At 56.3% G+C, this 22,041-nt stretch carries 23 protein-coding genes, 2 tRNA genes and 1 pseudogene; 11 read left to right on the top strand and 15 right to left on the bottom strand.

The window, feature by feature from the left end:
• Positions 1-11: 11 nt before the first annotated feature.
• Positions 12-1,238 (bottom strand): tyrosine-type recombinase/integrase, encoded by a 1,227-nt coding sequence (locus G5315_RS04260; protein WP_421332539.1) that lies wholly within the window; start codon positions 1,236-1,238, stop codon positions 12-14.
• A 667-nt stretch (positions 1,239-1,905) separates the two neighbouring features.
• Here G5315_RS04260 and G5315_RS04255 point away from each other — a divergent pair.
• The 3 genes from G5315_RS04255 to G5315_RS04245 all read left to right on the top strand — a co-directional run bounded on the left by G5315_RS04255 (position 1,906) and on the right by G5315_RS04245 (position 3,762).
• Positions 1,906-1,981, top strand: a tRNA-Phe gene (locus tag G5315_RS04255).
• Between the two features lie 4 nt (positions 1,982-1,985).
• A tRNA-Asn gene (locus tag G5315_RS04250) sits at positions 1,986-2,061 on the top strand.
• Between the two features lie 426 nt (positions 2,062-2,487).
• Positions 2,488-3,762: an alpha/beta hydrolase gene (locus G5315_RS04245; protein WP_421332538.1), complete on the top strand. Its 1,275-nt coding sequence runs from the start codon at positions 2,488-2,490 to the stop codon at positions 3,760-3,762.
• Between the two features lie 52 nt (positions 3,763-3,814).
• Here the strand turns inward: G5315_RS04245 and G5315_RS04240 are convergent.
• Positions 3,815-4,792, bottom strand: a pseudogene (locus G5315_RS04240) (cytochrome-c peroxidase).
• A gap of 418 nt (positions 4,793-5,210) precedes the next feature.
• On the opposite strand from G5315_RS04240, the gene G5315_RS04235 reads away from it, so the two are divergent.
• Positions 5,211-5,936 carry a carbonic anhydrase gene (locus G5315_RS04235; RefSeq protein WP_421332556.1) on the top strand — a complete coding sequence of 242 codons (726 nt, stop codon included), beginning with the start codon at positions 5,211-5,213 and terminating at the stop codon, positions 5,934-5,936.
• A gap of 86 nt (positions 5,937-6,022) precedes the next feature.
• On the opposite strand, the gene G5315_RS04230 is transcribed toward G5315_RS04235, so the two are convergent.
• Both G5315_RS04230 and G5315_RS04225 read right to left on the bottom strand, forming a co-directional pair.
• Positions 6,023-6,931, bottom strand: coding sequence for a pseudouridine-5'-phosphate glycosidase (locus tag G5315_RS04230; RefSeq protein ID WP_421332536.1), 909 nt, complete (start codon positions 6,929-6,931; stop codon positions 6,023-6,025).
• Entirely contained in the window at positions 6,925-8,016 is a 1,092-nt protein-coding gene (locus G5315_RS04225; RefSeq protein ID WP_421332535.1) for a PfkB family carbohydrate kinase, read from the bottom strand. The genes G5315_RS04230 and G5315_RS04225 overlap by 7 nt, the downstream gene beginning before the upstream one ends.
• A gap of 204 nt (positions 8,017-8,220) precedes the next feature.
• On the opposite strand from G5315_RS04225, the gene G5315_RS04220 reads away from it, so the two are divergent.
• Entirely contained in the window at positions 8,221-8,673 is a 453-nt protein-coding gene (locus G5315_RS04220; protein ID WP_421332534.1) for an RNA methyltransferase, read from the top strand.
• Positions 8,674-8,691: 18 nt separating this feature from the next.
• On the opposite strand, the gene G5315_RS04215 is transcribed toward G5315_RS04220, so the two are convergent.
• On the bottom strand, positions 8,692-9,441 hold the full coding sequence (locus tag G5315_RS04215; RefSeq protein WP_421263018.1) for a substrate-binding periplasmic protein: 750 nt from the start codon (positions 9,439-9,441) through the stop codon (positions 8,692-8,694).
• Positions 9,442-9,634: 193 nt separating this feature from the next.
• Here G5315_RS04215 and G5315_RS04210 point away from each other — a divergent pair, with 193 nt between their 5' ends.
• Positions 9,635-10,066 (top strand): universal stress protein, encoded by a 432-nt coding sequence (locus G5315_RS04210; protein ID WP_216952973.1) that lies wholly within the window; start codon positions 9,635-9,637, stop codon positions 10,064-10,066.
• Positions 10,067-10,139: 73 nt separating this feature from the next.
• Here the strand turns inward: G5315_RS04210 and G5315_RS04205 are convergent, their stop codons facing one another.
• The 4 genes from G5315_RS04205 to crp all read right to left on the bottom strand — a co-directional run bounded on the left by G5315_RS04205 (position 10,140) and on the right by crp (position 13,960).
• The gene (locus G5315_RS04205) at positions 10,140-10,769 is read right to left on the bottom strand and encodes a murein L,D-transpeptidase catalytic domain family protein (protein WP_216952974.1); all 630 of its coding nucleotides are present in this window, start codon (positions 10,767-10,769) and stop codon (positions 10,140-10,142) included.
• A 176-nt stretch (positions 10,770-10,945) separates the two neighbouring features.
• Complete coding sequence (locus G5315_RS04200) at positions 10,946-12,052, bottom strand: porin (protein ID WP_216952975.1); 1,107 nt, start codon at positions 12,050-12,052, stop codon at positions 10,946-10,948.
• A gap of 343 nt (positions 12,053-12,395) precedes the next feature.
• Entirely contained in the window at positions 12,396-13,196 is an 801-nt protein-coding gene (locus tag G5315_RS04195) for a putative RNA methyltransferase (protein WP_421332531.1), read from the bottom strand.
• 125 nt (positions 13,197-13,321) lie between these two features.
• The gene (gene crp / locus G5315_RS04190; protein WP_005335304.1) at positions 13,322-13,960 is read right to left on the bottom strand and encodes a cAMP-activated global transcriptional regulator CRP; all 639 of its coding nucleotides are present in this window, start codon (positions 13,958-13,960) and stop codon (positions 13,322-13,324) included.
• Between the two features lie 300 nt (positions 13,961-14,260).
• Between crp and G5315_RS04185 the strand changes: the two genes are divergently transcribed.
• Positions 14,261-14,665, top strand: coding sequence for an OsmC family protein (locus G5315_RS04185; protein WP_421332530.1), 405 nt, complete (start codon positions 14,261-14,263; stop codon positions 14,663-14,665).
• Between the two features lie 97 nt (positions 14,666-14,762).
• Positions 14,763-15,059, top strand: a complete 297-nt coding sequence (locus tag G5315_RS04180; protein ID WP_216952978.1) for an MliC family protein — start codon at positions 14,763-14,765, stop codon at positions 15,057-15,059.
• A 159-nt stretch (positions 15,060-15,218) separates the two neighbouring features.
• Here G5315_RS04180 and G5315_RS04175 read toward each other — a convergent pair whose 3' ends face one another.
• Genes G5315_RS04175 through G5315_RS04165 form a run of 3 tightly spaced genes read right to left on the bottom strand, consistent with a single transcriptional unit; the run spans position 15,219 to position 16,914 of the window.
• Positions 15,219-15,752 carry a DUF4136 domain-containing protein gene (locus tag G5315_RS04175; RefSeq protein ID WP_216952979.1) on the bottom strand — a complete coding sequence of 178 codons (534 nt, stop codon included), beginning with the start codon at positions 15,750-15,752 and terminating at the stop codon, positions 15,219-15,221.
• Between the two features lie 15 nt (positions 15,753-15,767).
• On the bottom strand, positions 15,768-16,637 hold the full coding sequence (locus G5315_RS04170; RefSeq protein WP_157162054.1) for a phosphoribulokinase: 870 nt from the start codon (positions 16,635-16,637) through the stop codon (positions 15,768-15,770).
• A gap of 52 nt (positions 16,638-16,689) precedes the next feature.
• Entirely contained in the window at positions 16,690-16,914 is a 225-nt protein-coding gene (locus G5315_RS04165; RefSeq protein WP_216952980.1) for a YheU family protein, read from the bottom strand.
• Between the two features lie 145 nt (positions 16,915-17,059).
• Between G5315_RS04165 and G5315_RS04160 the strand changes: the two genes are divergently transcribed.
• Positions 17,060-18,160, top strand: a complete 1,101-nt coding sequence (locus tag G5315_RS04160; protein ID WP_421332528.1) for a membrane-associated sensor domain-containing protein — start codon at positions 17,060-17,062, stop codon at positions 18,158-18,160.
• Here G5315_RS04160 and G5315_RS04155 read toward each other — a convergent pair.
• The 3 genes from G5315_RS04155 to G5315_RS04145 all read right to left on the bottom strand — a co-directional run bounded on the left by G5315_RS04155 (position 18,139) and on the right by G5315_RS04145 (position 20,902).
• Complete coding sequence (locus tag G5315_RS04155) at positions 18,139-19,125, bottom strand: hydrolase (RefSeq protein WP_337072491.1); 987 nt, start codon at positions 19,123-19,125, stop codon at positions 18,139-18,141. The two genes, G5315_RS04160 and G5315_RS04155, sit on opposite strands and share 22 nt — an antisense overlap.
• A gap of 64 nt (positions 19,126-19,189) precedes the next feature.
• Entirely contained in the window at positions 19,190-20,089 is a 900-nt protein-coding gene (locus G5315_RS04150) for a chemotaxis protein (RefSeq protein WP_227342036.1), read from the bottom strand.
• Between the two features lie 153 nt (positions 20,090-20,242).
• Positions 20,243-20,902, bottom strand: coding sequence for a hypothetical protein (locus G5315_RS04145; protein ID WP_266134383.1), 660 nt, complete (start codon positions 20,900-20,902; stop codon positions 20,243-20,245).
• A 39-nt stretch (positions 20,903-20,941) separates the two neighbouring features.
• Between G5315_RS04145 and G5315_RS04140 the strand changes: the two genes are divergently transcribed.
• Together G5315_RS04140 and slyD are read left to right on the top strand one after the other, a co-directional pair.
• Complete coding sequence (locus tag G5315_RS04140; protein WP_005335287.1) at positions 20,942-21,145, top strand: YheV family putative zinc ribbon protein; 204 nt, start codon at positions 20,942-20,944, stop codon at positions 21,143-21,145.
• A gap of 143 nt (positions 21,146-21,288) precedes the next feature.
• Complete coding sequence (slyD, locus tag G5315_RS04135; RefSeq protein ID WP_421332527.1) at positions 21,289-21,960, top strand: peptidylprolyl isomerase; 672 nt, start codon at positions 21,289-21,291, stop codon at positions 21,958-21,960.
• The last annotated feature ends 81 nt before the right edge of the window (positions 21,961-22,041 follow it).

Here is a 22,041-nt window from a genome sequence, read left to right as displayed (position 1 = left end):
CCTAAAGTTGGTTAGCAGGTGAGGTTGGGGAGGTCCCAGACGGTGTGAAGTGCGTCGACGGCCTTGACCAACGTCTTATCGTGGTACCTGGCGTACCTTTCAGTCATCCGAGGAGAGCTGTGGCCCAAGACTTTCTGCAAGACATCGAGCGAACAGCCCTTGTTCAGCAGTGAAGTCGCGACGGTATGACGGGCATCGTGGATGCGTACCTCTGTTAGCCCACAATCATTGCAGACTCGGTACCAATACCGACGTGGTTCTGAAATTTGAGAGACACCGTCCTGGCCTCGAAACAGCAGACCAGTCGTGCCATGGCGCTGGAGTTGAAGTCGAATTAACTCCAGCGCGAACTGATTAAGCGGTATGAGCCTTTCCCGACCAGACTTACTGGTAGGTAGGTACGCTATTTGTCGATTGAGATCGCAATCTTGCAGCTTTAGAGCTCTTGCCTCTCCCATCCGGGAGCCAGTTGCAAACAGGAAGAGCAACATACGAGCCTTTTCCTCGTCTATGTCTTCCATCAAGCGAGCGACCAGCTTATTGACTGCCTCATCGGGTAAGCCTTTGGGAGGCAGGACAGGCTCGTATTTGGTGGGGATTCCTGCTGCGGGAGACGAAGGGAGAACTCCATGCTCAACAGCATGCGTCATTATGGCCTTGCACTGCGCCAGATAACGGTTCCAAGTAGCAACAGAGCATGTGTCGGATAGTTGAGTCAGAAAGTCCTCAAAATCGGCGCGAGTGATCTGATTCAACGGCTTATGCCCGAGAACCGCTACTATTGGCTTGACTCTCGATTCAATCGTTCTGGGATAGCGATGAGTGATATGCACATCCGGTAAATACCGTTCATGTACATACGTCGCCAGCGGCAATAGCGCACGGTATCGCAGCCTGAATCCTTCCGGATTGGAATAACAATCAGCCAGTAGTCGTCGCGCATTATCACGAATGGCTGTTAATCCAACCGCCGCCACACAACCGAGTCCGATTGAGTAACGCTCGCACAGATGCGAAAAACAAAGACGTGCATATGAACGACCAGATTCATATGTAATCACTTTGAGCTGTGGGATCTTCTTATCAGTTACCTGTGTTTGTTTACGCCCTCTTAGAGTGCCATCCACTCCACGAGAGGTTTTTTTCTGCACCTTGGCATTCGAAGTTGTTAGTTGTTTTTCCACAACGGCCCCCTTGATACGAACCGCCGGATGGCTGTTCTGGGACGCATTTTGCATTTCCATATCCAAATAACAACTGCACAGAAAATGAGCAAAGCATTGATATTTTGAGCGTTTTTTATGTGTAAAGACTCTGGAGGCAGTCAAAGACTGGCGATTCAAAAAGTAAAATCGGATCCCCCAGCAAATTAAGGACTTTTGAAAGCCAGCGATAAACAGCCCTCATTTGAAGGGAAATCGTGACTTATCCACAGGTAAAATCTATGTCACGAAATAACTTTTAATCTACAAAGTAAATTGATTTTTAAATTTCAATCTAAAAAAATCATGGTTATTTTTTCGATTATTCCTCATGAATTGTCTTCAGGGCTGACACTTAGACGATCTGGCAACCGGAGGTACAGAGGCACCGACACATTCCACCTGTCTGGTCAATTTCTGGTAACTTTTCAGCGCACAAAAAACATGCACGTTAGTTCATCAGTTTTTTGACAAAAAATGGGCTCACGTGTTGGAAGCTCGGGATGGGTGAGAGAGCGAAAAGGTAATTCCATAAAGGGAAAAAACCTCGATAGGAGAACATACCGGCAACCGGATCCCGGTGTTGAGTGAGGGACTCCTTGCACACTATCTCGCCACTTGGTTCACCCTATGCAAAAACATGCCAGAAACTGGGGGTGCAAGGTTGACACCCCAGTCCAGAAAGGGTTTAATGCGCGCCGTTGCCCAGATAGCTCAGTCGGTAGAGCAGGGGATTGAAAATCCCCGTGTCGGCGGTTCGATTCCGTCTCTGGGCACCACAATTCCTCCTTAGTTCAGTCGGTAGAACGGCGGACTGTTAATCCGTATGTCACTGGTTCAAGTCCAGTAGGAGGAGCCAAATTCGAAAAGCCCGCTCAATCGAGCGGGCTTTTTCATTTCTAGTTGCTGTTGCATGCTGCCAAAAAGAGCGTTGCGCCACAGGTGGCACTGAACAGCAGCATTCCGGTCTGCAGCATGCTGCCAGGGCATGGCTTCTTCTCTCTTTTTCTGGCCCTGATCCACTTCGGTTTCATCACATTCCCTTATCTATTTTGTCGGCCTGAATGGCTGCACTCCTGTGCAGGCGAGCCATCTTTGTTGAATGGCGCCATGGCGTCAATCTCCCCCGCAAAACAATTAATTCAGCACCGTTGAAGAGCGGCTTGTCTGGTGATGTTTCGACCTTTAAGCCATTGTTAACATTTTGGAAAACCGGAGTGACCCTGTGGCTGGGCGGGGCTATGATGGGGTCAATGATGTTCCCATCCTGACGGAGAGACCCCAGATGAACAGCCCCTTGAGCTATGTACTGGACGGCATTCATTGCGAGCCGCACTTTTTTACCGTTCCCCTCGATCATGATGAGCCGGATGGTGACAGCATTACCCTGTTTGCCCGCACCCTCTGCCGCAAAGACAAACTCGATGACAAGCTCCCCTGGCTGCTCTTTTTGCAGGGTGGTCCCGGTTTCGGCGCGCCGCGTCCGACGGCCAACAGTGGCTGGCTCAAGCGGGCGTTGCAGGAGTTCAGAGTGCTGCTGCTGGATCAGCGTGGCACCGGGATGTCGAGCCCCATCCACGGGCATAGTCTGGCCAAAATGACCCCGACCGAGCAGGCGGAGTATCTCAGCCATTTTCGCGCCGACAGCATAGTGCAAGATGCCGAGTTCATCCGGCAGGAGCTCAGTCCCAAGCATCGCTGGAGCCTGCTGGGGCAAAGCTTTGGTGGTTTTTGCTGCTTGACCTATCTCTCGCTCTTCCCCGATAGCCTGCGGGAGGTTTATATCACCGGCGGTATCGCGCCGATTGGCCGCAGCGCCGAGGAGGTTTACCGCGCCACCTATCAGCGGGTGGCTGACAAGAACCGAGCCTTCTTCGCCCGCTTCCCCCACGCTCAGGGGATTGCCAACCGGTTGGCTAACCATCTGCACCAGCACGATGTGCGGCTGCCCAACGGCCAGCGCCTGACGGTGGAGCAGTTCCAGCAGCAAGGGCTGGATCTCGGCGCTACGGGTGCTTTCGAGGAGCTTTATTACCTGCTGGAAGAGGCCTTTATCGGCGACAAGCTGAGCCCGGCCTTTCTCTATCAGGTGCAGAGCATGCAGCCATTCAATACCAACCCGCTGTTTGCCATCCTGCACGAGGCTATCTACGCCGAAGGGGAGGCGACTCGCTGGGCGGCGGATCGGGTCAGAGGGGAGTTTCCTGCGGTGAACTGGGCGCCTGGCAAGGATTTCGCCTTCACCGGCGAGATGGTTTACCCCTGGATGTTCGAGCAGTTCCGCGAGTTGCTGCCCCTGAAAGAGGCGGCCCATCTGCTGGCCAACAAGGCGGACTGGGGGGCGCTCTATAATCCGGCCCAGCTGGCCCGCAACAAGGTGCCGGTAGCCTGCGCCGTCTATGCCGAGGATATGTATGTGGAGTTTGACTACAGCCGCGAAACCCTGCGTGGCCTTGGCAACAGTCGCGCCTGGATCACCAATGAGTATGAGCACAACGGTTTGCGTGCCGATGGTGAAGCGATTCTTGATCGTCTGATCGCCCTGAATCGGGATCGCTGAATCGTCCGGTAAGGTAGCAGACAACAGGGGCCACGGCCCCTGTTGTTTTTTATCAGCTTTTTACCTCTGGTTTGGGGGTATCAGGTTGTGACGGTGGGAGTTGTGGCAACACGATCTGCGGCTGCTCACCGGTCAGGCTCTTGAGGTAGGCAGTCATATCTTCGGCTTCCTGATCTGTGAGGCGCTGCCCCAGCTGGATATCAGCCATGATCTGGACTGCCTCTTTCAGATCCCATACTGCACCATCGTGGAAGTAGGGATAAGTCAGCTCGATATTACGCAGGGTGGGTACCTTGAACCAGCCGATGAACTGCTTCTATCCGGTGACTGCCCCGCGACCCTGAGCCGGGTTGTCCGTTTTGTAACTCTTGACCAGTCCCATCTTCTGATAAGAGTTGCCGCCGATAGCGACCCCGTTGTGGCATGCCGTGCATCCTTAGGCTTTGAACAGTTCATACCCTTTCAGCTGTTGTGCGGTCAGTGCCTTGCTATCCCCTTTCAACCAGCGGTCAAACGGGGCATTGGGGGTAACCAGGGTCTCTTCAAAAGCAGCGATGGCATCGGTGACTTCGTCAATGCCGAAATTGTCCTTGCCATAAACAGCGCTGAAGCGGGTGCGATAACCAGGCAGGGTATGCAGAGTTTCGACCGCCAGATTGTGGGTAAATGCCATCTCCAGCGGGTTGGCGATGGGGCCTGCCGCCTGCTCTTTCAGATCCTTGGCGCGACCATCCCAGAACTGCACGAAGTTGAGGCTGGAGTTGAGTACGGTCGGGGAATTGATGGGACCCACTTTCCATTTATGGCCGAGTGAGCTGACTTGATTATCCACCCCACCGGTCGCCAGGTTATGGCAAGAGTTACAAGAGATTGCGCCGGATTTGGAGAGTCTTGGTTCGAAAAACAGCATCTTGCCCAACTCGACTTTTTCCGGGTTTGTCACCTTGGCTGGTTCCACGGGCTGTATGGGTTCATTCGCCCAACCGGCACCGGGTAATATCAGTGCCACTAGCAAACAATATTTTCTCATTGCGTCATCTCCCTTGATGCTGTTTATGCCAGCAAGACAAGGATGACGTCAAAGCGCTGCTTATTAATTGATCAAAATCAGGCTTGCTTGATTATTTACAATAAAAACAATCACATATGATTTGTTGGCAAAATGGGGGCAGGATAATTAAGAGGAGAGTATGGAATTAGCATCATGTCTGGATTATGTGCGAAGCAAAGAAAATGAACAGGCGATTAATTAGATTGCTGTCATTGAATAAAGCGATTATTCAATATGCTTTGCCATTCTGCCGTTAAATAAATACCTATCAAATGCATCATTAATAATAAACCGACAGGATGAGCAAATTGTACCCTGCGTTTCAACACCCTCTGTCGTCTTGTTCTTTGGAGCGGCGCCGGATGGTCGTGCTTTTCAATCAAGATAAGGATGTATGATGAGAAAGTCTCTGTTGGCCTGCTCCCTGTTGCTGTGCCCTGTCGTGTTTGCTGCCACCCCCCATTGGGAATATAGCGGTGAGGCGGGACCGGCCCACTGGGCCAAGCTGACCCCGGAGTTTGGTCAGTGTGCGGGCAGCAATCAGTCGCCGGTTGACCTGAGCGGATTGGTCGAGGCCAAACTGGCCCCGCTGGCGCTCCACTATCAGGCGGGTGGCAAGACCGTGGTCAATAACGGTCATACCGTGCAGGTTGGTTATAACCCGGGCAGCACCTTGCAACTCGATGGCACCACGTTTGAGCTCAAGCAGTTTCACTTCCACGCCCCGAGCGAAAACCTCATCGAGGGTAAATCCTATCCGCTGGAAGGGCATCTGGTGCACGTCAGTGACAAGGGAGAGATCGCCGTGGTGGCGGTGATGTTCGAGGTTGGCAAGGCCAATCCGGCGCTGGCGGCAGCCTGGAGTGCATTACCGGCCAAGGTGGGGGAGACCCAGGCCCTCAAGGCGCCGCTCTCTGCTGAGCAACTGCTGCCCGAGAATCGTGACTACTATCGCTTCAGCGGTTCCCTTACTACGCCCCCCTGCTCGGAAGGAGTGCGCTGGCTGGTGATGAAGCAGCCGGTCGAGGTCAGTCAGGCCCAGATCGACGCCTTCAAGGCGGTGATGCACCATCCCAACAACCGGCCGGTGCAACCGCTCAATGGACGCGTGGTACTGCAATAACACTGTGTTGCAATAGCGCTGCAGATAGCAAAAACAACAAGAGGGCCGTCAGGCCCTCTTTTACATGGCGAGGTATTGGCGTGCGATCACAGGCTGGCAGCGATCCGGGCACCGAGGGCCGCGTTGTTCAGTACCAGCTGTATATTGGCCGCCAGCGAGTTGCCGCCAGTCAGCTCGCAGACGCGGGCCAGCAGGAAGGGGGTTGACGTCTTGCCCTTGATCCCCTGCTCATCCACTTCACGCAGCGCTTGGGCAATGGCTGCGTCGATATCGGCTTTTGGCATGGCGTGTGCGCTCGGGATGGGGTTGGCCACCACGGCGCCGCCCGCCAGTCCCAGCTCCCACTTGAGGCGCAGCGCCTCGGCGATGGCTGCCGGACTCTCCAGTCGATAATCAACCTTGAAGCCGCTCTCGCGGGTGTAGAAGGCGGGCAACTCTTCGGTCTGATAGCCGATCACCGGCACCCCTTGCGTCTCCAGATATTCCAGAGTCAGCCCGATATCGAGAATTGATTTGGCACCGGCACAGACTACGGCCACCGGCGTTTGCGCCAGCTCCTGCAGATCGGCCGAGATATCGAAGGTCTCCTGCGCGCCGCGATGTACCCCGCCAATGCCACCGGTGGCAAAGACCCGGACCCCCGCCATGGCGGCGATGATCATGGTGGAGGCGACCGTGGTGGCTCCCATCCCCTTGCGCGCCAGTACGAACGGAATGTCGCGGCGGCTGCACTTGGTCACGCTGTGGCCAGCCCGGCCCAGCGCTTCCAGCGCACCACCATCCAGCCCCACCTTGAGGCGGCCGTCTAGAATGGCGATGGTGGCCGGAATGGCACCGTTATCGCGCACCACCTGTTCAACCTGACGGGCCGTCTCCACGTTCTGCGGATAGGGCATGCCGTGGGAGATGATGGTTGATTCGAGGGCGACGACCGGTTTGCCGGCGGCCAGCGCGGCAGCAACTTCCGGTTGGATATCGAGGTAAGCGTTCAGCATGAGTACTCCTCCAGTATGCGGTCAACGGCGGTCTTGCTCAGACCGGAAAAAACGGTATCGGAACAATTGACGGTGAGGGCGGCGCAGCCCAGGGCAAAGCGGGTGGTTTGGGCAATGTCGAGTTCTTGCAGCCAGGCGTGGGCGAGGCCAGCCATAAAGGCATCCCCGCCGCCGGTGACGTTGAGTACCGGACTGCCCAGCACCGGCAGGTGGCCCTGCTGCTCGCCATCGCTGTAGAAGATCCCCTGTTCACCCAGACTGAGGAACAGTCGCTTGACCCCGGCGCGGTGGAACCAGGCAGCCACCATGGGCCAGGTTTCGGGCCCGGCGATGGTCATGCCGCACAGCTGCTCGGCTTCGCTGCGATTGGGTTTGAGGGTGTGGATCTTGCCGAGCCAGGGGCGGATCTTCTCCACCTTGGCCACCGAAACGGTATCGACAAAGATGGCGTGCTCACCTTGCCGCTCGAACAGCCAGTCGAGGGTGTGAATGGCCAGATTTGTGTCGAGCACCCAGAGCAGGGCGCCGCCGAGAAAGCCGCTAAGCGGGCTCAGGCGGGCAGGAGTGAGCTGCTCGATAATGGCCATGTCATTGATGGCGCAGCTCATTTCGCCGCTGCCATCATGCAGGCTGAGATAACAGGAGGTAGTGTGGCCATCGAGCACCAGGGTCTGGCGCACATCGACGCCGGCCCGCTGGCTCACCTCCAATAGATGGTGGCCATACTGGTCGTTGCCGACCGCGGTCAGCAGCCGGGTGTCGCTGCCGAGCCGCGCCAGATTCTCGGCGATATTGCGGCCGACACCACCCGCCGAGGTGCGCACCTTGCCCGGGTTGGAGTCGCCGAGCAGCAGGTTGTCGTGGCTGGTGCCGCAAATATCCATATTGGCACCGCCGATCACCACCACGTAGGGACCCTCTCGCAGTACATAACCTCTGCCTTGCACATATCCCTGCCGGATCAGGCTGGAGATGTGGCTGGCCAGCGCGGAGCGGCTGATGCCGAGGCGATCGGCCAGCTCCTGCTGGGCAATCATGGGATCCTGACGCAGCAGGGCGAGGATCTCTTGTTCACGCTCAGTCATAGACAAACATCCATTTGCAAACGTTTGTCCATTATTGCTGGGAAACGTTTGCTGGCTACCGGCTTGTACAAAATTTGTCGGCTTGCGCACAAAAAAACGACACTCAAAGCTGGGTTGGCAAGTGGTTTAGCCGGGGAGGGGACTTTTAACGGGTCGGTGGCCCTGCAACGGCTTATAATGGCCGCCGCAAGATGAGGAGAGATGATGGAAAAGAGTGCATTCTGCTGCGTGGGGTTGGTCAATCCCAAGTCTCCGGAAAATGTCGGCTCCGTGATGCGGGCTGCGGGTTGTTACGGGGTAGACGAGGTCTACTACACCGGCAACCGTTTCGAGTTGGCGCGCCGCTTTGCCACCGATACCAAGCAGATGGTGGAGAAGATCCCGCTGCTCGGGGTGGATGACTTGATGGCGTTTATCCCGCAAGGTTGTGTGCCCGTGGTGGTCGATCTGATCGACGACGCTACGCCACTCCCAGACTATGTTCATCCGGAGCGTGCCTTCTATATCTTCGGACCGGAGGATGGCACCCTGGATCCCAAGCTCTATGGCGCGGTGAAAGATGTGGTCTATGTACCGACCAGTGGCTGTATGAATCTGGCGGCCTCGGTCAATGTGATCCTCTACGACCGCTTGGCCAAGGGAATGAGGGGAGAGTAATTAGCGCAACGTTATCATTCAGTCTGCAGGACTGGCAGCCACTTTCTGTTCCAGTTCTTCGATAAAACCCTGATAGTAGTCATAGAGCTGATAGTGCTTATAGATCTCTGCCAGACCCCCGCTGCGGATCAACTCAATCATTCCCTTATCCCAGAGCTGTAACATCCGGTTGCCTTGCTGGGTATCGGCAAAAATGGGATAGGTCGGGATCCAGCGCAGGAAGACGCGATGCAGCTCGGGAGGGATAGCCTCATCCACATAGAGCACGCCGGCAGTGAGGTAATAGCGATATCGCTCTTTACCAAGCAGTTGCAGGGCCAGCTCATCGCTGTCAATTTCATGCCACTGCATGGTGACCGCAATGTACTTGTCGAATGCCCAGCCCCGCCGCCATATCACGGTTTGCCCTTCCAGACTTTTCTCCCCTTGCCACTGGGGTTGCCATTTCTTGAGCATGAACACGGTCAGGTCATCCGCTGATGCCGGATAGCGAGATTGCTGGACGCCGGAGACTTCATCGCGATATACCCCCATGGCGATATCTCCCCCTTTTTTTGCAATGACAGCGAGAGCGCGCTTATAGGGCACAATATGGGGGGTTACCTGATAGCCGTGAGGCTGGTAGATGGCTCGCACCAGATCCAGATAGAGGCCTTTGCCATCCTTTTGACAAAAACCGGGCCAATCATCGCAATAAACGTCAATAGACTCTGCCCGGCAATTCGCCGCAGTGAACAGACAACAGAGCAACAGACAGATGCGTAGCATGGTCAGAGCTGGCCTCGTTGGGGCAGAGGGAAAAACACTGATACCCTACTTTATACCATGGCATTGATGGCGACGGCGTACAGAAAAAATCCCTGATGTTCATTTTGCGACAGGGTCGAGAGTTATTTTCAATCTGATGGTTATGATGATCTCAAGATTCAATAGTACCCCAATCAGTAGAGGAGACTGCATTATGCCATCGATCAAAACTCTGCTTTGTCCTGTCGATTTTTCCCAAATGTCCCGGGCGGTACTCGACTATGCCGTATTCATGGCGCAGAGCCATGAGGCCCAGCTCAAGCTGATCCATGTCGTAGACCAACTGCACGGCTTTGACAGTTACAAAATTCTTCATATGACAGCAGTTGAGATCACTCACGAAATGGAGCGTCAGGCCAGAGCCCAACTCAAAGAGCTGATTGCCACCCTGCCTATCCCGGCAACGTTTGATATTCGCTTTGGCAGGGCGGCGGATGAAATCATTATCCAGGCCAAGGAAGACGAGGTTGAACTGATCGTTATGGGGAGTCATGGCCGCTCCGGCATCAGCCATCTGCTGGTAGGCAGCGTTGCCGAATCCGTGGTGCGTCATGCTCCGTGCCCGGTCCTGGTGGTGCGCCAATAACTCGTCCCGTTTAGTGTGAGAGCGTGACAAACAAGGCCAGCGATTGCTGGCCTTGTATTTTATGGTGTCGTTGCTAGCCGTGGGCGTAGATGACACTGCCCCCTTTTATGGTATCTATGATGGCCCTGGCTTGTTCCTTTGGCAGGGCGGGGCAGCCCCAGCTGCGGCCCAGTTTGTCATATTTGCGCAGATGGTTTGGGCTGGCATAGGCGGCGCCATGCACCACGATGGCACGTTTGCGGGCATTGCAGTTTTTGCCGGGGCTTAGCCCATCCAGCCGCAGGGAGTAGCCATGCTTGCCCAAGTAGGTTTCTGCGGTACGATAGACGCCGAGGGAGCTTTGTCGGGAGTTGAGCTGGTTGGAAAAGCGCTCTGCGGCCAGTTCACCAGAGTTGCGGCCATGACTGACCCAGGTGTGATAAAGCAGTTTGTGACGTTTCATGTCGATGACGAACAGCCTGCGCTGAGTCGAAGGCTTGCTGTAATCAATGATGGTCAGGATGGATTTTTGCTTGCTGCGTACGCTTTGATAGCTGACAAGGGCTTTTTGAAAGGTTTGTCTGTCGAGTTTGCCGGCCAGCCCAAGCTGCTGATAGAGGTTGCGCTCACTACTGGCGGCGCTATTCCCGCTCCAGCCGATGCTCACCAGCAACAGTAACACTGGCCACAGTGGCCCCCATCGTTTTCCGAGTAACTCTGTCATCCCTGCTCCCCTCTTTGCGCATCCTTGCTTGTCCAACGGGCTGAAATTACAGCTATCCGCTCGATAGTTATATGCAAGGTGCTGAAAACGGGCAATAAAAAACCGGCCGCAGAGCGGCCGGAAGAAATTCAAACAGTAGACATTGGTTTCACAGGGTATAACCGACAGTCAACCTTTTAGAAGTTGTACTGCAGGGCGACAGCAACAACGTCGTCGGTGTTCTTGCCCAGAGAGTTGGTGGACTTGCCATCAACAGAGTCAAGCAGGTTCAGCTTGTAGTCAACGTAGGCGTTGAAGTTCTCGGTAAAGTTGTACCAGGCACCGATGGATACGTACTCGGTGTAGGTGTCGTCAATGCCGTGGGCAGTATCTTTGACGTCAGTGCGCAGGTAAGCCAGAGAAGGCTTGAACTTGCCGATGGTGTACTGGGCAACGGCTTCGTAACCATCCATCTTCTCGGCGTAGCCGTTGTTGACGAACAGGTGGTTCTCACCGTGGGAATAGGTTGCCGCCAGATAGAGGTCGCCTGCAGCATATTTGGCACCGAAGCCCATCAGCTTGGCATCTTTCTCGCCGCCGAAGGCTGCGTAGCGGGCCTGTTCGGCAGTTTTGCCAGCCTGGTTGTATGCAGCGCCCAGGCTCAGACCCATATCGAAGTCATAGTTGGCAGAGAAGGCAAAGCCCTCTTTGGAACCAGTGCTGTTCCAGCTCTCACCGTTGTAGAGGTTACCGTTGAAGGACTCGGCAATGGCGCTGCGGCCAGCATTTTGCGGGTTATTGTTACCAGTGAACTGGGCACCCAGAGTCAGACCTTCGTAGTTGAAGATGTACTGAGCCAGACCGTTGGTACGGCCGGTACCGAATACTTCGGTATCTTTGCCCAGGCCATCACCACCCCATTCGGGCAGTACGTCGGTATAGTTGTTTACGGCCTTGGTGAACAGACCATCCTGACGGCCATAACTGAAGGCACCGAAGCGATCGTGCTGGATGCCGGCATAGGCGTAACGCAGTTCATCGTTGTCAGAACCGGAGGTCGGCAGGTTGTATTCGGCAAAGCCGAATGCCTTCATCTCGGGAGCGATCTTGGTCTCGCCAGCAACGTGCAGACGGAAGTAGCTCTGATCTCCTTCGGCGCTGTTGTTGTCAGTGCCGTAGTAGGCACCCTGGGCACGGCCACCGATATCCAGCTTGGTGTCGTTCTGGTTGTAAACGGTAGCAGCGTGGGCGCCACTGGCCAGCAGCAAGCTGGAGATGGCCATAGTCAGTGCAGACTTTTTCATATCCTTATTTCCTCTGATGTAAACACTTCCGAACCTGTGGTCGGTTCTATGGAAATCGGAAAGGGTCCGATAGCCACACGGTAGGCGCTTGAACCTTGACTGGGCCTGAATCTGTCGTCGTTTAATTTGGTGCTGAAGGGCGCTGTTGATACTGGATATGACGTTTTTTGACAGGTTAAAAAGAGATTAAATTCAATGAATTATTCTCTATTGGCTGTTTTGACATTAAAACTGGCCTGACCAATAAGGTCGATGACTCAAGTTGTGAGGCGTATCACGAAGGGGGAGAAGAGTGGCGGGAGGAAAATGGGACAGGAGCACTTGCCGTGCTCCTGTCTGGCGGTCAGCTTGCTTTTTGCCACAGTGTCATCAGCAAATCCTGTTCCAGCTGTGCCGGGCCTTGCTGGATAAAGGCATGGCGCTGTTCGCCGTTGGCGCGCCAGCCGAGACGGCTTGTCTCCAGAATAAAGGCGCGCATGGTCTGATCCATAGAGATAGGGAACTGGCAGCGCTCCTGGCTTACCAGTCGGAGACCGGCAAGCGAGGGCCAGCTTAAAGGGTGTTCCATACTCACCGGATTGAGGCTGACCCGCAGTTGCCACTGATGACGCGGGCCTGGCTGCAGATAGAGCAGATAGCCACCGGGGGCCAGCCAGCTGACCAGCTGTTCGGTCTTGACCTTGAGATCGTTGACCAGCAGCACCTGAGCAGAGCCCGGTTGCAACGGCGCGCGAGCGGGATCGGCAATGACAAACTGGCCGTCCGGCTGCGCTTTTTTGGCGGCAAAAATGGTGTTCTTGGCGATATCAACCCCAGCAAACTGCCAGCCGGGCAGGCGCTCTGCCAGCGCGCGGCAGTAGTAGCCTTCACCACATCCCAGATGAACCAGCTCTTGCGCGGCAAGGGGAGAGAGCAGGGCGGCCATGGCCTCGACCAGCGGCAGTTGGTTGCCGGCTTCCAGGAAATGGTGCTTGGCGCGCATCAGGGCGCGGCTGTCGCTGTCTTTGGGGTTTTTCTTGCCGGGGATGAGGTCCAGATAACCTTCCGGTGCCGGATCGAAGTGATGCTTGTTGTCGCAATAGCGCCCCTGGGAGGCTTCATGAAGATGGAGCGGACTGCGGCAGCGGGGACATTGAAGATGCATAGTAACTCTCTGGGCGAATGCCGGAACAGTGAAGGGCGTTCGGGATTATAGGGGAGAGGATCGAAAAAGGCTGCCGTAGCAGCCTTTTTTATCCCAAGGCCTCAGTTAGGCCTGTTGATGGGGCATCAGCGAGTACCAAATACCACAATGGTCTTGCCGTGAGCGGAGATGAGCTCCTGCTCTTCCAGCATCTTGAGGATGCGGCCCACGGTTTCACGGGAACAGCCGACGATCTGGCCGATCTCCTGACGGGTGATCTTGATCTGCATGCCATCCGGGTGGGTCATGGCATCTGGCTGCTTGGCCAGGTTGAGCAGAGTCTGGGCGATCCGGCCGGTCACATCCAGGAAGGCGAGGTTACCCACTTTCTGGCTGGTGTGCTGCAGGCGCTTGGCCATCTGGCCAGAGAGACGCATCAGAATGTCCGGGTTGACCTGGATCAGCTGGCGGAACTTCTTGTAAGAGATCTCGGCCACTTCGCAAGAGCCTTTGGCGCGAACCCAGGCGGAACGCTCGGGATTCTCGTTCTCCTCGAACATCCCCATCTCGCCCAGGAAGTCACCCTGGTTCAGATAGGAGAGGATCATCTCTTTGCCCTCATCGTCCTTGATCAAGACGGCCACAGTGCCCTTGACGATGTAGTAGAGGGTCTCCGCTTTTTCACCCGCATGGATCAGGGTGCTCTTCGCGGGATACTTATGAATGTGGCAGTGCGACAAGAACCATTCCAGGGTGGGATCGCTTTGCGGTTTGCCAATAACCATGAGAATTCCTCTGTAGTGTCTTTTTATGGACTTGTGCGTCCGGGCAAGCTGCCAATCTTGCCATTCCTTGTATTAGTCGCAGTAGGATAAGAGCCTTTGTCTGTGCTGACAAGGCTTTGCGCCCTTTTGCAAGAGCCCTTTGGGTAATGCCTGCTGCGCTGCTTCGGCCATTCTAGGGAAGATAGAGGTCGGAGATGTTGATTTTGATCTATTTCCATCCCAACTCCCCCTGTTCGGCAGAGATAAGCGACTGGGTTATGCTAGGGATCCATCATCACGATTAACAGGAGAGAGTGCGAGATGAAAGCCAAGGTCAGCTGGGTGGAAGGGATTAAGTTTGTGGGTGAGAGTGAATCCGGTCACAAGGTGATCCTGGATGGAGCCAACCCCGGTGAGGGGGCCAGCCCGATGGAGATGATCCTGCTGGCGGTCGGTGGCTGCAGCTCTATTGATGTGGTCTCCATCCTAGAAAAAGCGCGCCAGTCGGTGACCGCTTGTCATGTCGAGGTCAGTGGCGAACGGGTTGATAGCGTGCCCCGGGTTTTCGAGAAGATTAATCTGCACTTCGTGGTGACAGGCAAGGGATTGGCAGAGAAACAGGTGGCCAGAGCGGTCGATCTGTCGATGGAAAAATACTGTTCTGTTTCCCTGATGTTGGAAAAAGCGGTACAAATTACCCATAGTTATCAAATTGTTGAAGCTTGATAACTGACGATTGTTTCGTTGGTACCCTGGCATAAGGCCGTCACATGAGGCCTCTGCACAAGGCCATTACATAAGGCCATCACATAAGGAAAGTGCAATGAAAAAATTGATCGCTCTGCTTCCCCTGTTGGGTCTGGCGGCGTGCAGCAGCCCGCAACCTACCCAGTATCAATACAGCCAATACCAGTGTGGCGAAGAGATGCTGGCCATTACCTATGATGCCCAGGCTGACATGGTGCAGTTCCCCTATGCCGGGGTTTACCACAAACTGGCGCGTGTGGAGTCAGAGTCTGGCGCCAAATATTCTGACGGCCTGACCACCTTCTGGAATCAGGAGAAACAGGCGCTCCTCACCCAGAAAGGGGTTACGCTGCTGACCTGTACGCTCAAATAAGTGACCACAGATATCTGAAGGCGTGCAGCTTCGTGTCCCAGTCTGGCCAAGACCAGACTGGGACAAAACTGTGAGACAACTGTGAGACCACAAAAAACGGCTTGCCGTGAGGCAAGCCGTTTTTCTATCCATCCCTTTTCAATAAGCCAGCATTAACTGTTAATTGGTCGGGACGCTATGAAGCAGTTCGGCAGCGAGCTGCTGGCTGAGCGCCTGACGTTGGCTATCAGCAATGCTTACATCGCTGGTCAGCTGGATGATGCTGCTCCAGACTGCTTTCTGGGTTTTGCGATCGAGCAGCACTATGGCCAGCGAGCCTTTGCGCTGGTTGGCCGAGGCATAGACCCCGGGCGTCATGCCGAGGCGGGCGAAAATCTCGCCATCGCTCATATCCTTGCCGCCCGCGACGCCTATGGCGACCCACAGATCCGCCTCGTCGAGCGGCGCACTCTGCCACCCCTTGCCATTGAGCTCCCGGCTCACCGCCTGCTGCATCGGCTCCAGCCACCCTTCCGCCAGCTCACCGGCGAATTGATACTGCTCGGCCAGGGCGTAGCGCGGGGTTGCGCCATAGGTCCAGTTGCCAATCGGACGAACCAGCATGGTGCCGGACTCCAGCGTGGGGGCCGTCGGCCCGCTGCTGCAGCCGCCAAGCAGGGCGGCCAATACCACAGAGATAAACGCTAACCGCATTGTGAACTCCTTGGCTTAAGTGATCTTGCCGGTTTCAAGTAGTTGCTGGATGAGTGGCTTAAGGATCAACTCCATGGCAAACCCCATCTTGCCACCCGGCACGACGATGGTATTCATTCGTGACATGAATGAGCCGTCGATCATCGACAACAGATAGGGAAAATCGACCTGTTTTATGCCGCGAAACCGGATCACCAGCATACTCTCGTCCAGACTCGGGATCACCTTGGCACTGAAGGGATTGGAGGTGTCCACTGTCGGCACCCGTTGGAAGTTGATATGGGTGCGCGAGAACTGCGGGGTGATGAAGTTGATGTAATCATCCATGGAGCGGACTATGGAGTCGGTTACGGCCTCACGAGAGTGGCCGCGCTCCGAGGTATCGCGGATCAGCTTCTGGATCCACTCCAGGTTGACGATGGGCACCACGCCGATGAGAAAGTCCACGTGGCGGGCTACGTTGTGATCCTCAGTGACCACACCACCGTGCAGCCCTTCATAAAACAGCAGGTCAGTGTCGCTCGGCAGATGCTGCCAGGGGGTGAAGGTGCCGGGCATCTGGTTGAAGGGGACCGCCTCGTCAAAGCTGTGCAGATAGCGGCGATACTGGCCGGTGCCATCCTGGCCATAGCCCTGAAAAAAGCTCTCCAGCAAGCCGAAGTCATTGGCCTCGGGGCCAAAATAGCTGATGTGGCGTCCTTGTTCACGCGCCTTGCGGATTGCCACATCCATCTCGGGGCGGGTGTAGCGGTGAAAACTGTCACCTTCCACCACGGCTGCCTGATAACCCAATTGGTGGAACATGGATCGAAAGGCGATGGTGGAGGTAGAGGTACCGGCACCGGACGACCCGGTGACGGCGATAATGGGATGCTTGGCCGACATAGAATGCTCTCTTCCTTGGGAGTTTCGTTATACGGGCGTGAACCCGAGATGGTCAAGACGGCTCGTTGAAACGATCGCGTGGCACAATATTGACCGATTCATGCAACTCGCTATAGACGATCACGGCGATGCCTTGCTGTAATTGAGTCCTTACCATAGCGACTTTGGCTTCAAGCGAAACATCATGCTCGCCATATTCGGTGCCTTCTTGCAGCACAAACTGTTCGATCAGGTTGGTCAGGGTATCGGCATCCAACGCTTGCCAGGGGATTATCATGAAGGGATCTCGATGCAAAAGGGTATAACCGTCAGCTATTGTTGTGCGCAATAAAATGAGTGCAACCTCTTTTTACGCGTTTCGTGGAGTGTGAGACATGTTGTCTGAAGAGCAACGCCGGGCCCCCTCAACGATATCGGCTCACATGGATCTTGCTCGTCGCCAGGCCATCAGTCGCGGCATGGTCTGGTTCTGGTTGCTGAACTGGCTGGTTGTGCTGTTTCTGGCGATACGCTACCAGGTCTACAGCCAGGCAGGCCTGGCCAGTGACGGTACTCTGCCATGGCGCTTTCAGAGTGAGCTGGGCTTTGTCATGGTCGTGCTGCTGCTGCCGGTTGCAGCCCTGCTCTGCAATCATCTGCAGGATCGAGTCTGGCTATGGTGCGCATTGGTCGTAATGCTGGTCTGGGGGGGCGTCTGGACGCTGCATATCTTCACCATTGGTGAAGTTGAGCTGCGGGGAGGGGCAAGCTATGCCAACGGGATCATGCGCCTCAATTTACTGGCTGCGCTGATCGCGTTTTATCCCGACCGACGCGTGTTGTATGCCTATCTCAGTGTACCGTTGCTATTTGGCGTTGCGCGTTTGTGGTGGCTGGAGGTGGATTTTCCGCAGCTTTATCTGCTTGAGGTGGTATGTACCATAATGGCGCTGGAGGTTGGTCGCCGGATGCTGCATCGCTGGTTTGAATTGGCCGTGATGCGTGAGCATGACAATCTGGCCCTGTTGCGGCGCCTCGATGCACTGGCCAAGCAGGAGCCACTGACTGGTCTTGCCAATCGGCGCCACTTCAGTCAGGAGCTCGAACGCTGCAAAGCCCATAGTCAGTCGAGCGGCGCCCCGCTTGCCCTTATCCTCATCGATGTGGACTACTTCAAACGCTTTAACGATCACTATGGCCATCAGGCGGGGGATGTCTGCCTGCGGGAGGTGGCGCAGTTGATGATGCGTTCGGTGCGCAGTGAGGCGGATCTGGCCGCCCGTTATGGCGGCGAGGAGTTTGTGTTGCTACTGCCCGATGCCGACAGGCAGAGCGCCGCTGCGGTAGCGCGGCGGCTGCAGGATGGGCTGGCCGAATTGCAGCTTGAGCATCTGGCATCCGATGTTGCCAGTCGGGTGACCATCAGTCAGGGGATCGCGACACTGGAAGGCGGGGAGAGTGGTGAGCAGCTACTGGCGCGGGCCGACCAGGCCCTCTACATGGCCAAGGCTGGGGGGCGCAATCAGTTCTGCACCGCTCCCTGAGTCTGTTCGGCAATCCAGTGACTGATCCGCTCATCCAGCCAGAACTTTGGCCGCCAGGGCGTGCCATGCAGAAAACCGACATGGCCGCCGCGCTTGCTCAGCTCATAGCGCACCGTGGGCGAGAGTTGATCCGGCCGGGGAATGACCGCGTGTGACATAAAGGGATCGTCGGCGGCGTGGATAACCAGGGTCGGGATCGGGATCTGGCGCAGCATGGGCAGGCCGGAGCAGCTCTGGTAGTAGTGGCTGGCGCTGTGAAAGCCGTGCAGCGGAGCGGTGACCAGTTCGTCAAAATCACGCAGGGTGGCAATCTGCTCCACTTGCCGGGGCTGCCAGCGTTCACTCGCTTTCTGCTGTTGGCTGATCTTGCTGAGCAAATTGCGGCGCATGGTACGCAGCAGATAGTTCTGATAGACCTTTGAGAAACCCTGATTGACCCGTTCGGCACAGCTGGCCAGTTGCAGCGGGGCCGAGACTACCACTGCCGCTTTCAATGCCGCAGGACAGGCCCGTGCCAGCAAGTTGACCAGCATATTGCCACCCAGTGAAAAGCCGATGGCGATCAGCGGTTTGCCCGGGAAGCGTTGGCTCAGCTCGGCAATCAGCTCCTGCGCATCACCGATGGCGCCGGAGTGATAGGCATGCAGGTGGCGATTGGGCTCGCCGCTGCAGCCACGAAAGTGCATCAGCACGGCCTCTCTGCCCTCTTGCTGCAGATGGGTGAATAATCCCTTGGCATAGTGGGAGTGAATGCTCCCCTCCAGCCCGTGAAAGACCACCACCAGTGGTCGCGAATCTGTCGTGATCTCGCCGCTCCAGGCGAGATCGACAAAATCCCCGTCAGTCAGTTCGAAGCGCTCGGCCACAAATCGGGCCGGAGTCCGGCGCAGCCATTTGGGCAATATGGTCTGCAGATGAGGATTGCGGGCCCACCAGGGGGCGTGGAAGTGGCTTTCGGTCAGCATGGCGTCGTCGGTCTGGGTCGAAGATAGAGGGGACGGGAGAAGTGACCTCCCGCCAGTCATTGGTTTATTTCAGCAGGCGATCGTGATGTTCGGCGCCGCGCAGCATGGCCTGGATCAGCTCGTTGGCCTCGAACTTGGTCAGCGCCTCATGGGCCCCCACCTGATGGGCACGCTCCACACTGATCTCGCTGGAGAGGGAGGTGTGCAGGATGATGTAGGCCCCCGCCAGTTTGCTGTCGCTCTGTACCTCGAAGGCCAGCTCGTAGCCATCGAGCCCAGGCATCTCGATATCGCTCACCAGAATATCGATGGGGGTCTGCTGGCTGGCACGCTGTTGCATCAGGGTCAGTGCGTCCTTGCCATTGGTACAGACCTCATAAGGGATATTGATGTAATCGAGGGCGGCCATCAGCTGGCGACGGGCGACCGAGGAGTCATCAACCAGCAGGATCCGCATCGGCTTGATCCGCTCCCGCTGCACATCGGTCAGCACCGGATAGAGGTGGCTCGGATCGTCCGGATAGACCCGGGAGAGGATCAGCTCCACATCCAGCAGCTGGATCAGCTGGTCATTGACCCGGGTGACGCCGGTTACGAACACATTGTGGCCTAGGGCGGCGGGAGGTGACTCGATATCGCGCCAGTTGCACTCGGTGATCTTGTCGATGCCCCGTACCAGAAAGCCCACCAGGGTGCGGCGGCAATCGGTGATGATGATAAAGCAGTGCGGCATCTCCTCCTTGCTGATGGGGCGATAACCCACCGCCATTGCCATGTCGATCACCGGAATGGTGGCGCCGCGCATATTGGCGGCCCCCAGCACGGTCGGATGCGAGTGCGGCATGGCGGTCAGCTGGGTGTAAGGGACTATCTCCTTTACCTTGAGGGTGCCTATGGCAAAGGATTGCTGGGCTGAAAGGTGAAACAGCAACATGCCCTGGGATTGATTGGCTTTGCTCGTCATGGCAGATGTCCTGTTGGTCGAAAGGTTGGCAGTCACTTCAGGCCTTTAGCATAAAGGATTACGGGGGGGATGGCCCTTCCTTGTTAACGACCATCTGGCAAAAAACTGGACTCGTTCAGCCAATTTAGTTGGCGCATTCATACCTGTGTCCGGTTATTGAGCTCCATCTTCGCCAACACCCCACAGCTGGCAGGTCGCTTGCAATGCGGCCTCATCGGCATAACCCAGCTTGCTGGCCACCTGCGCGGGTTTGCTGCCGCCCTTGAGCAATCTGAGCGCCTGCAGCAGTTGCCACTGCTGTTGCAGTTCTTCCCCTGCCAGCGGTACGTCATCAAGTTGCTGCCACTGTACCAGGGCTTGTGCTTCGCCGCGGGCCAAAGCCTGCCAGCATTGCTGTAGCGCTTCGTTATCCTGCTGGCTGATGGCGCACTGTTGCAGCTCATCCAGGATCACCTGCAGTCGCTGACCGTAGGCCCCTTGCCACTCTTTCGGACGTTGCCACCGGGCCAGAGAGTCGAGCAGGGCATCGAGCAGCGGAGTGGCTTGTAGCCAGCCTGCCTGCTGCGGCTGAGCCACGCGCAAAGAGACGCTCAGCTGATCGTACTCGCAACCGCTGAGGGGGCTGAAGGCCGCGAGGGCATCGGCGCAGAGCCAGAAGCTGCTGCCTGCCGGCAGCAACAGCTCATGTTGGCCCAGTCTCAGCAGCGCGGCGCCCCGGGTGATCCGCAACAGCTGCCCGACCGGGGTCCGTTTGCGGTTGCCGGCGTGCAATCCCTCACAGGAAAAATGGTGGTATTCGATGGCGTGATGCATGTAAAAACCCTGATATGATGCTGCCTGGAGGTAACAAATATGGAAACCAGACGTAAAAAACGCTTCATTGCCGGTGCGGTTTGCCCGGCGTGCGGCAAGTTGGACAACATGATGCTGTATCTGGAGCATGGAGTCGAGAAGGTGACCTGCGTCGCCTGTGGCGATACCCAGGTACAAACGCCTGCCGAGGTCGACAAGCAGACTCGCGAGGCGGAAGAGGTGATCGGGGTGTTTCGCCCCTGATGTGGCAACGGCGGGTGGAGTGCGGGTCTCCTCGCTGACGCTGTTGCCGTTTTTTTCGTCACTCCGTGGCGCCGCACGGCATATGCGCGGCCCGCTTTTTAGGGTATTCTGAGCCCGTTTTTTTCTATCCGCAGGATCCTGACATGAAAGTAGCTCCTCTGAGCGTGGTTACGCTGGAATACACAGTCACCGACGAGCACGGTGAAGTCATCGACAGCACTGTCGGCAAAGAGCCGCTGGTCTATCTGCACGGCACCCGTTACCTGGTCTCTGGCCTGGAAGCCGAGCTGGAAGGTCGCGCGGTAGGTGAAGCCTTCGAAGTGACTCTGGCACCGAGCCAGGCCTACGGCGAATACGACGAGACACTGGTACAAGAAGTACCGGGCGAGCTGTTCGACGGCATGGAAGTCTCCGAAGGGGATACTTTTGTGGCTGAAACCGACGATGGCCACCGTCCGGTGACCGTGGTTGAAGTGTCCGAAGAGTTCGTCAAGGTGGATGGCAACCATCCGCTGGCTGGCGTGACTCTGGGCTTCAAGGTCGAGATCAAGGATGTGCGTGCTGCCACTGCCGAAGAGCTGGCTCACGGCCATGTTCACGGTGCCGGTGGTTGCGGTCACGATCACGGTTATGACCACGATCACGGCGGTTGCTGTGGCGGTCATGGTCACGACCACGATGAGGATCACGGCCACGGCGGTTGCTGCGGTGGTGCTGGCCACGGTCACGATCATGGCCACGATCACGGCGACGACCATGGTCACGGCGGCTGCTGCGGTGGTGGCGGTTGTGGTGGCAAGGGTCATCACCACTGATCACGGCCAGGCCGATGATAAAAAACCCGCGATAATCGCGGGTTTTTTATTGGCTGACAGCTATGCTAAGCCATATTGCCT

Source organism: Aeromonas sp. 603607 (assembly GCF_049171595.1).
In the GTDB taxonomy this organism is placed as follows: domain Bacteria; phylum Pseudomonadota; class Gammaproteobacteria; order Enterobacterales; family Aeromonadaceae; genus Aeromonas; species Aeromonas veronii.
The sequence above is the reverse complement of the archived record's forward strand: the minus strand, read 5'-3'. Positions and strand labels throughout refer to the sequence as shown.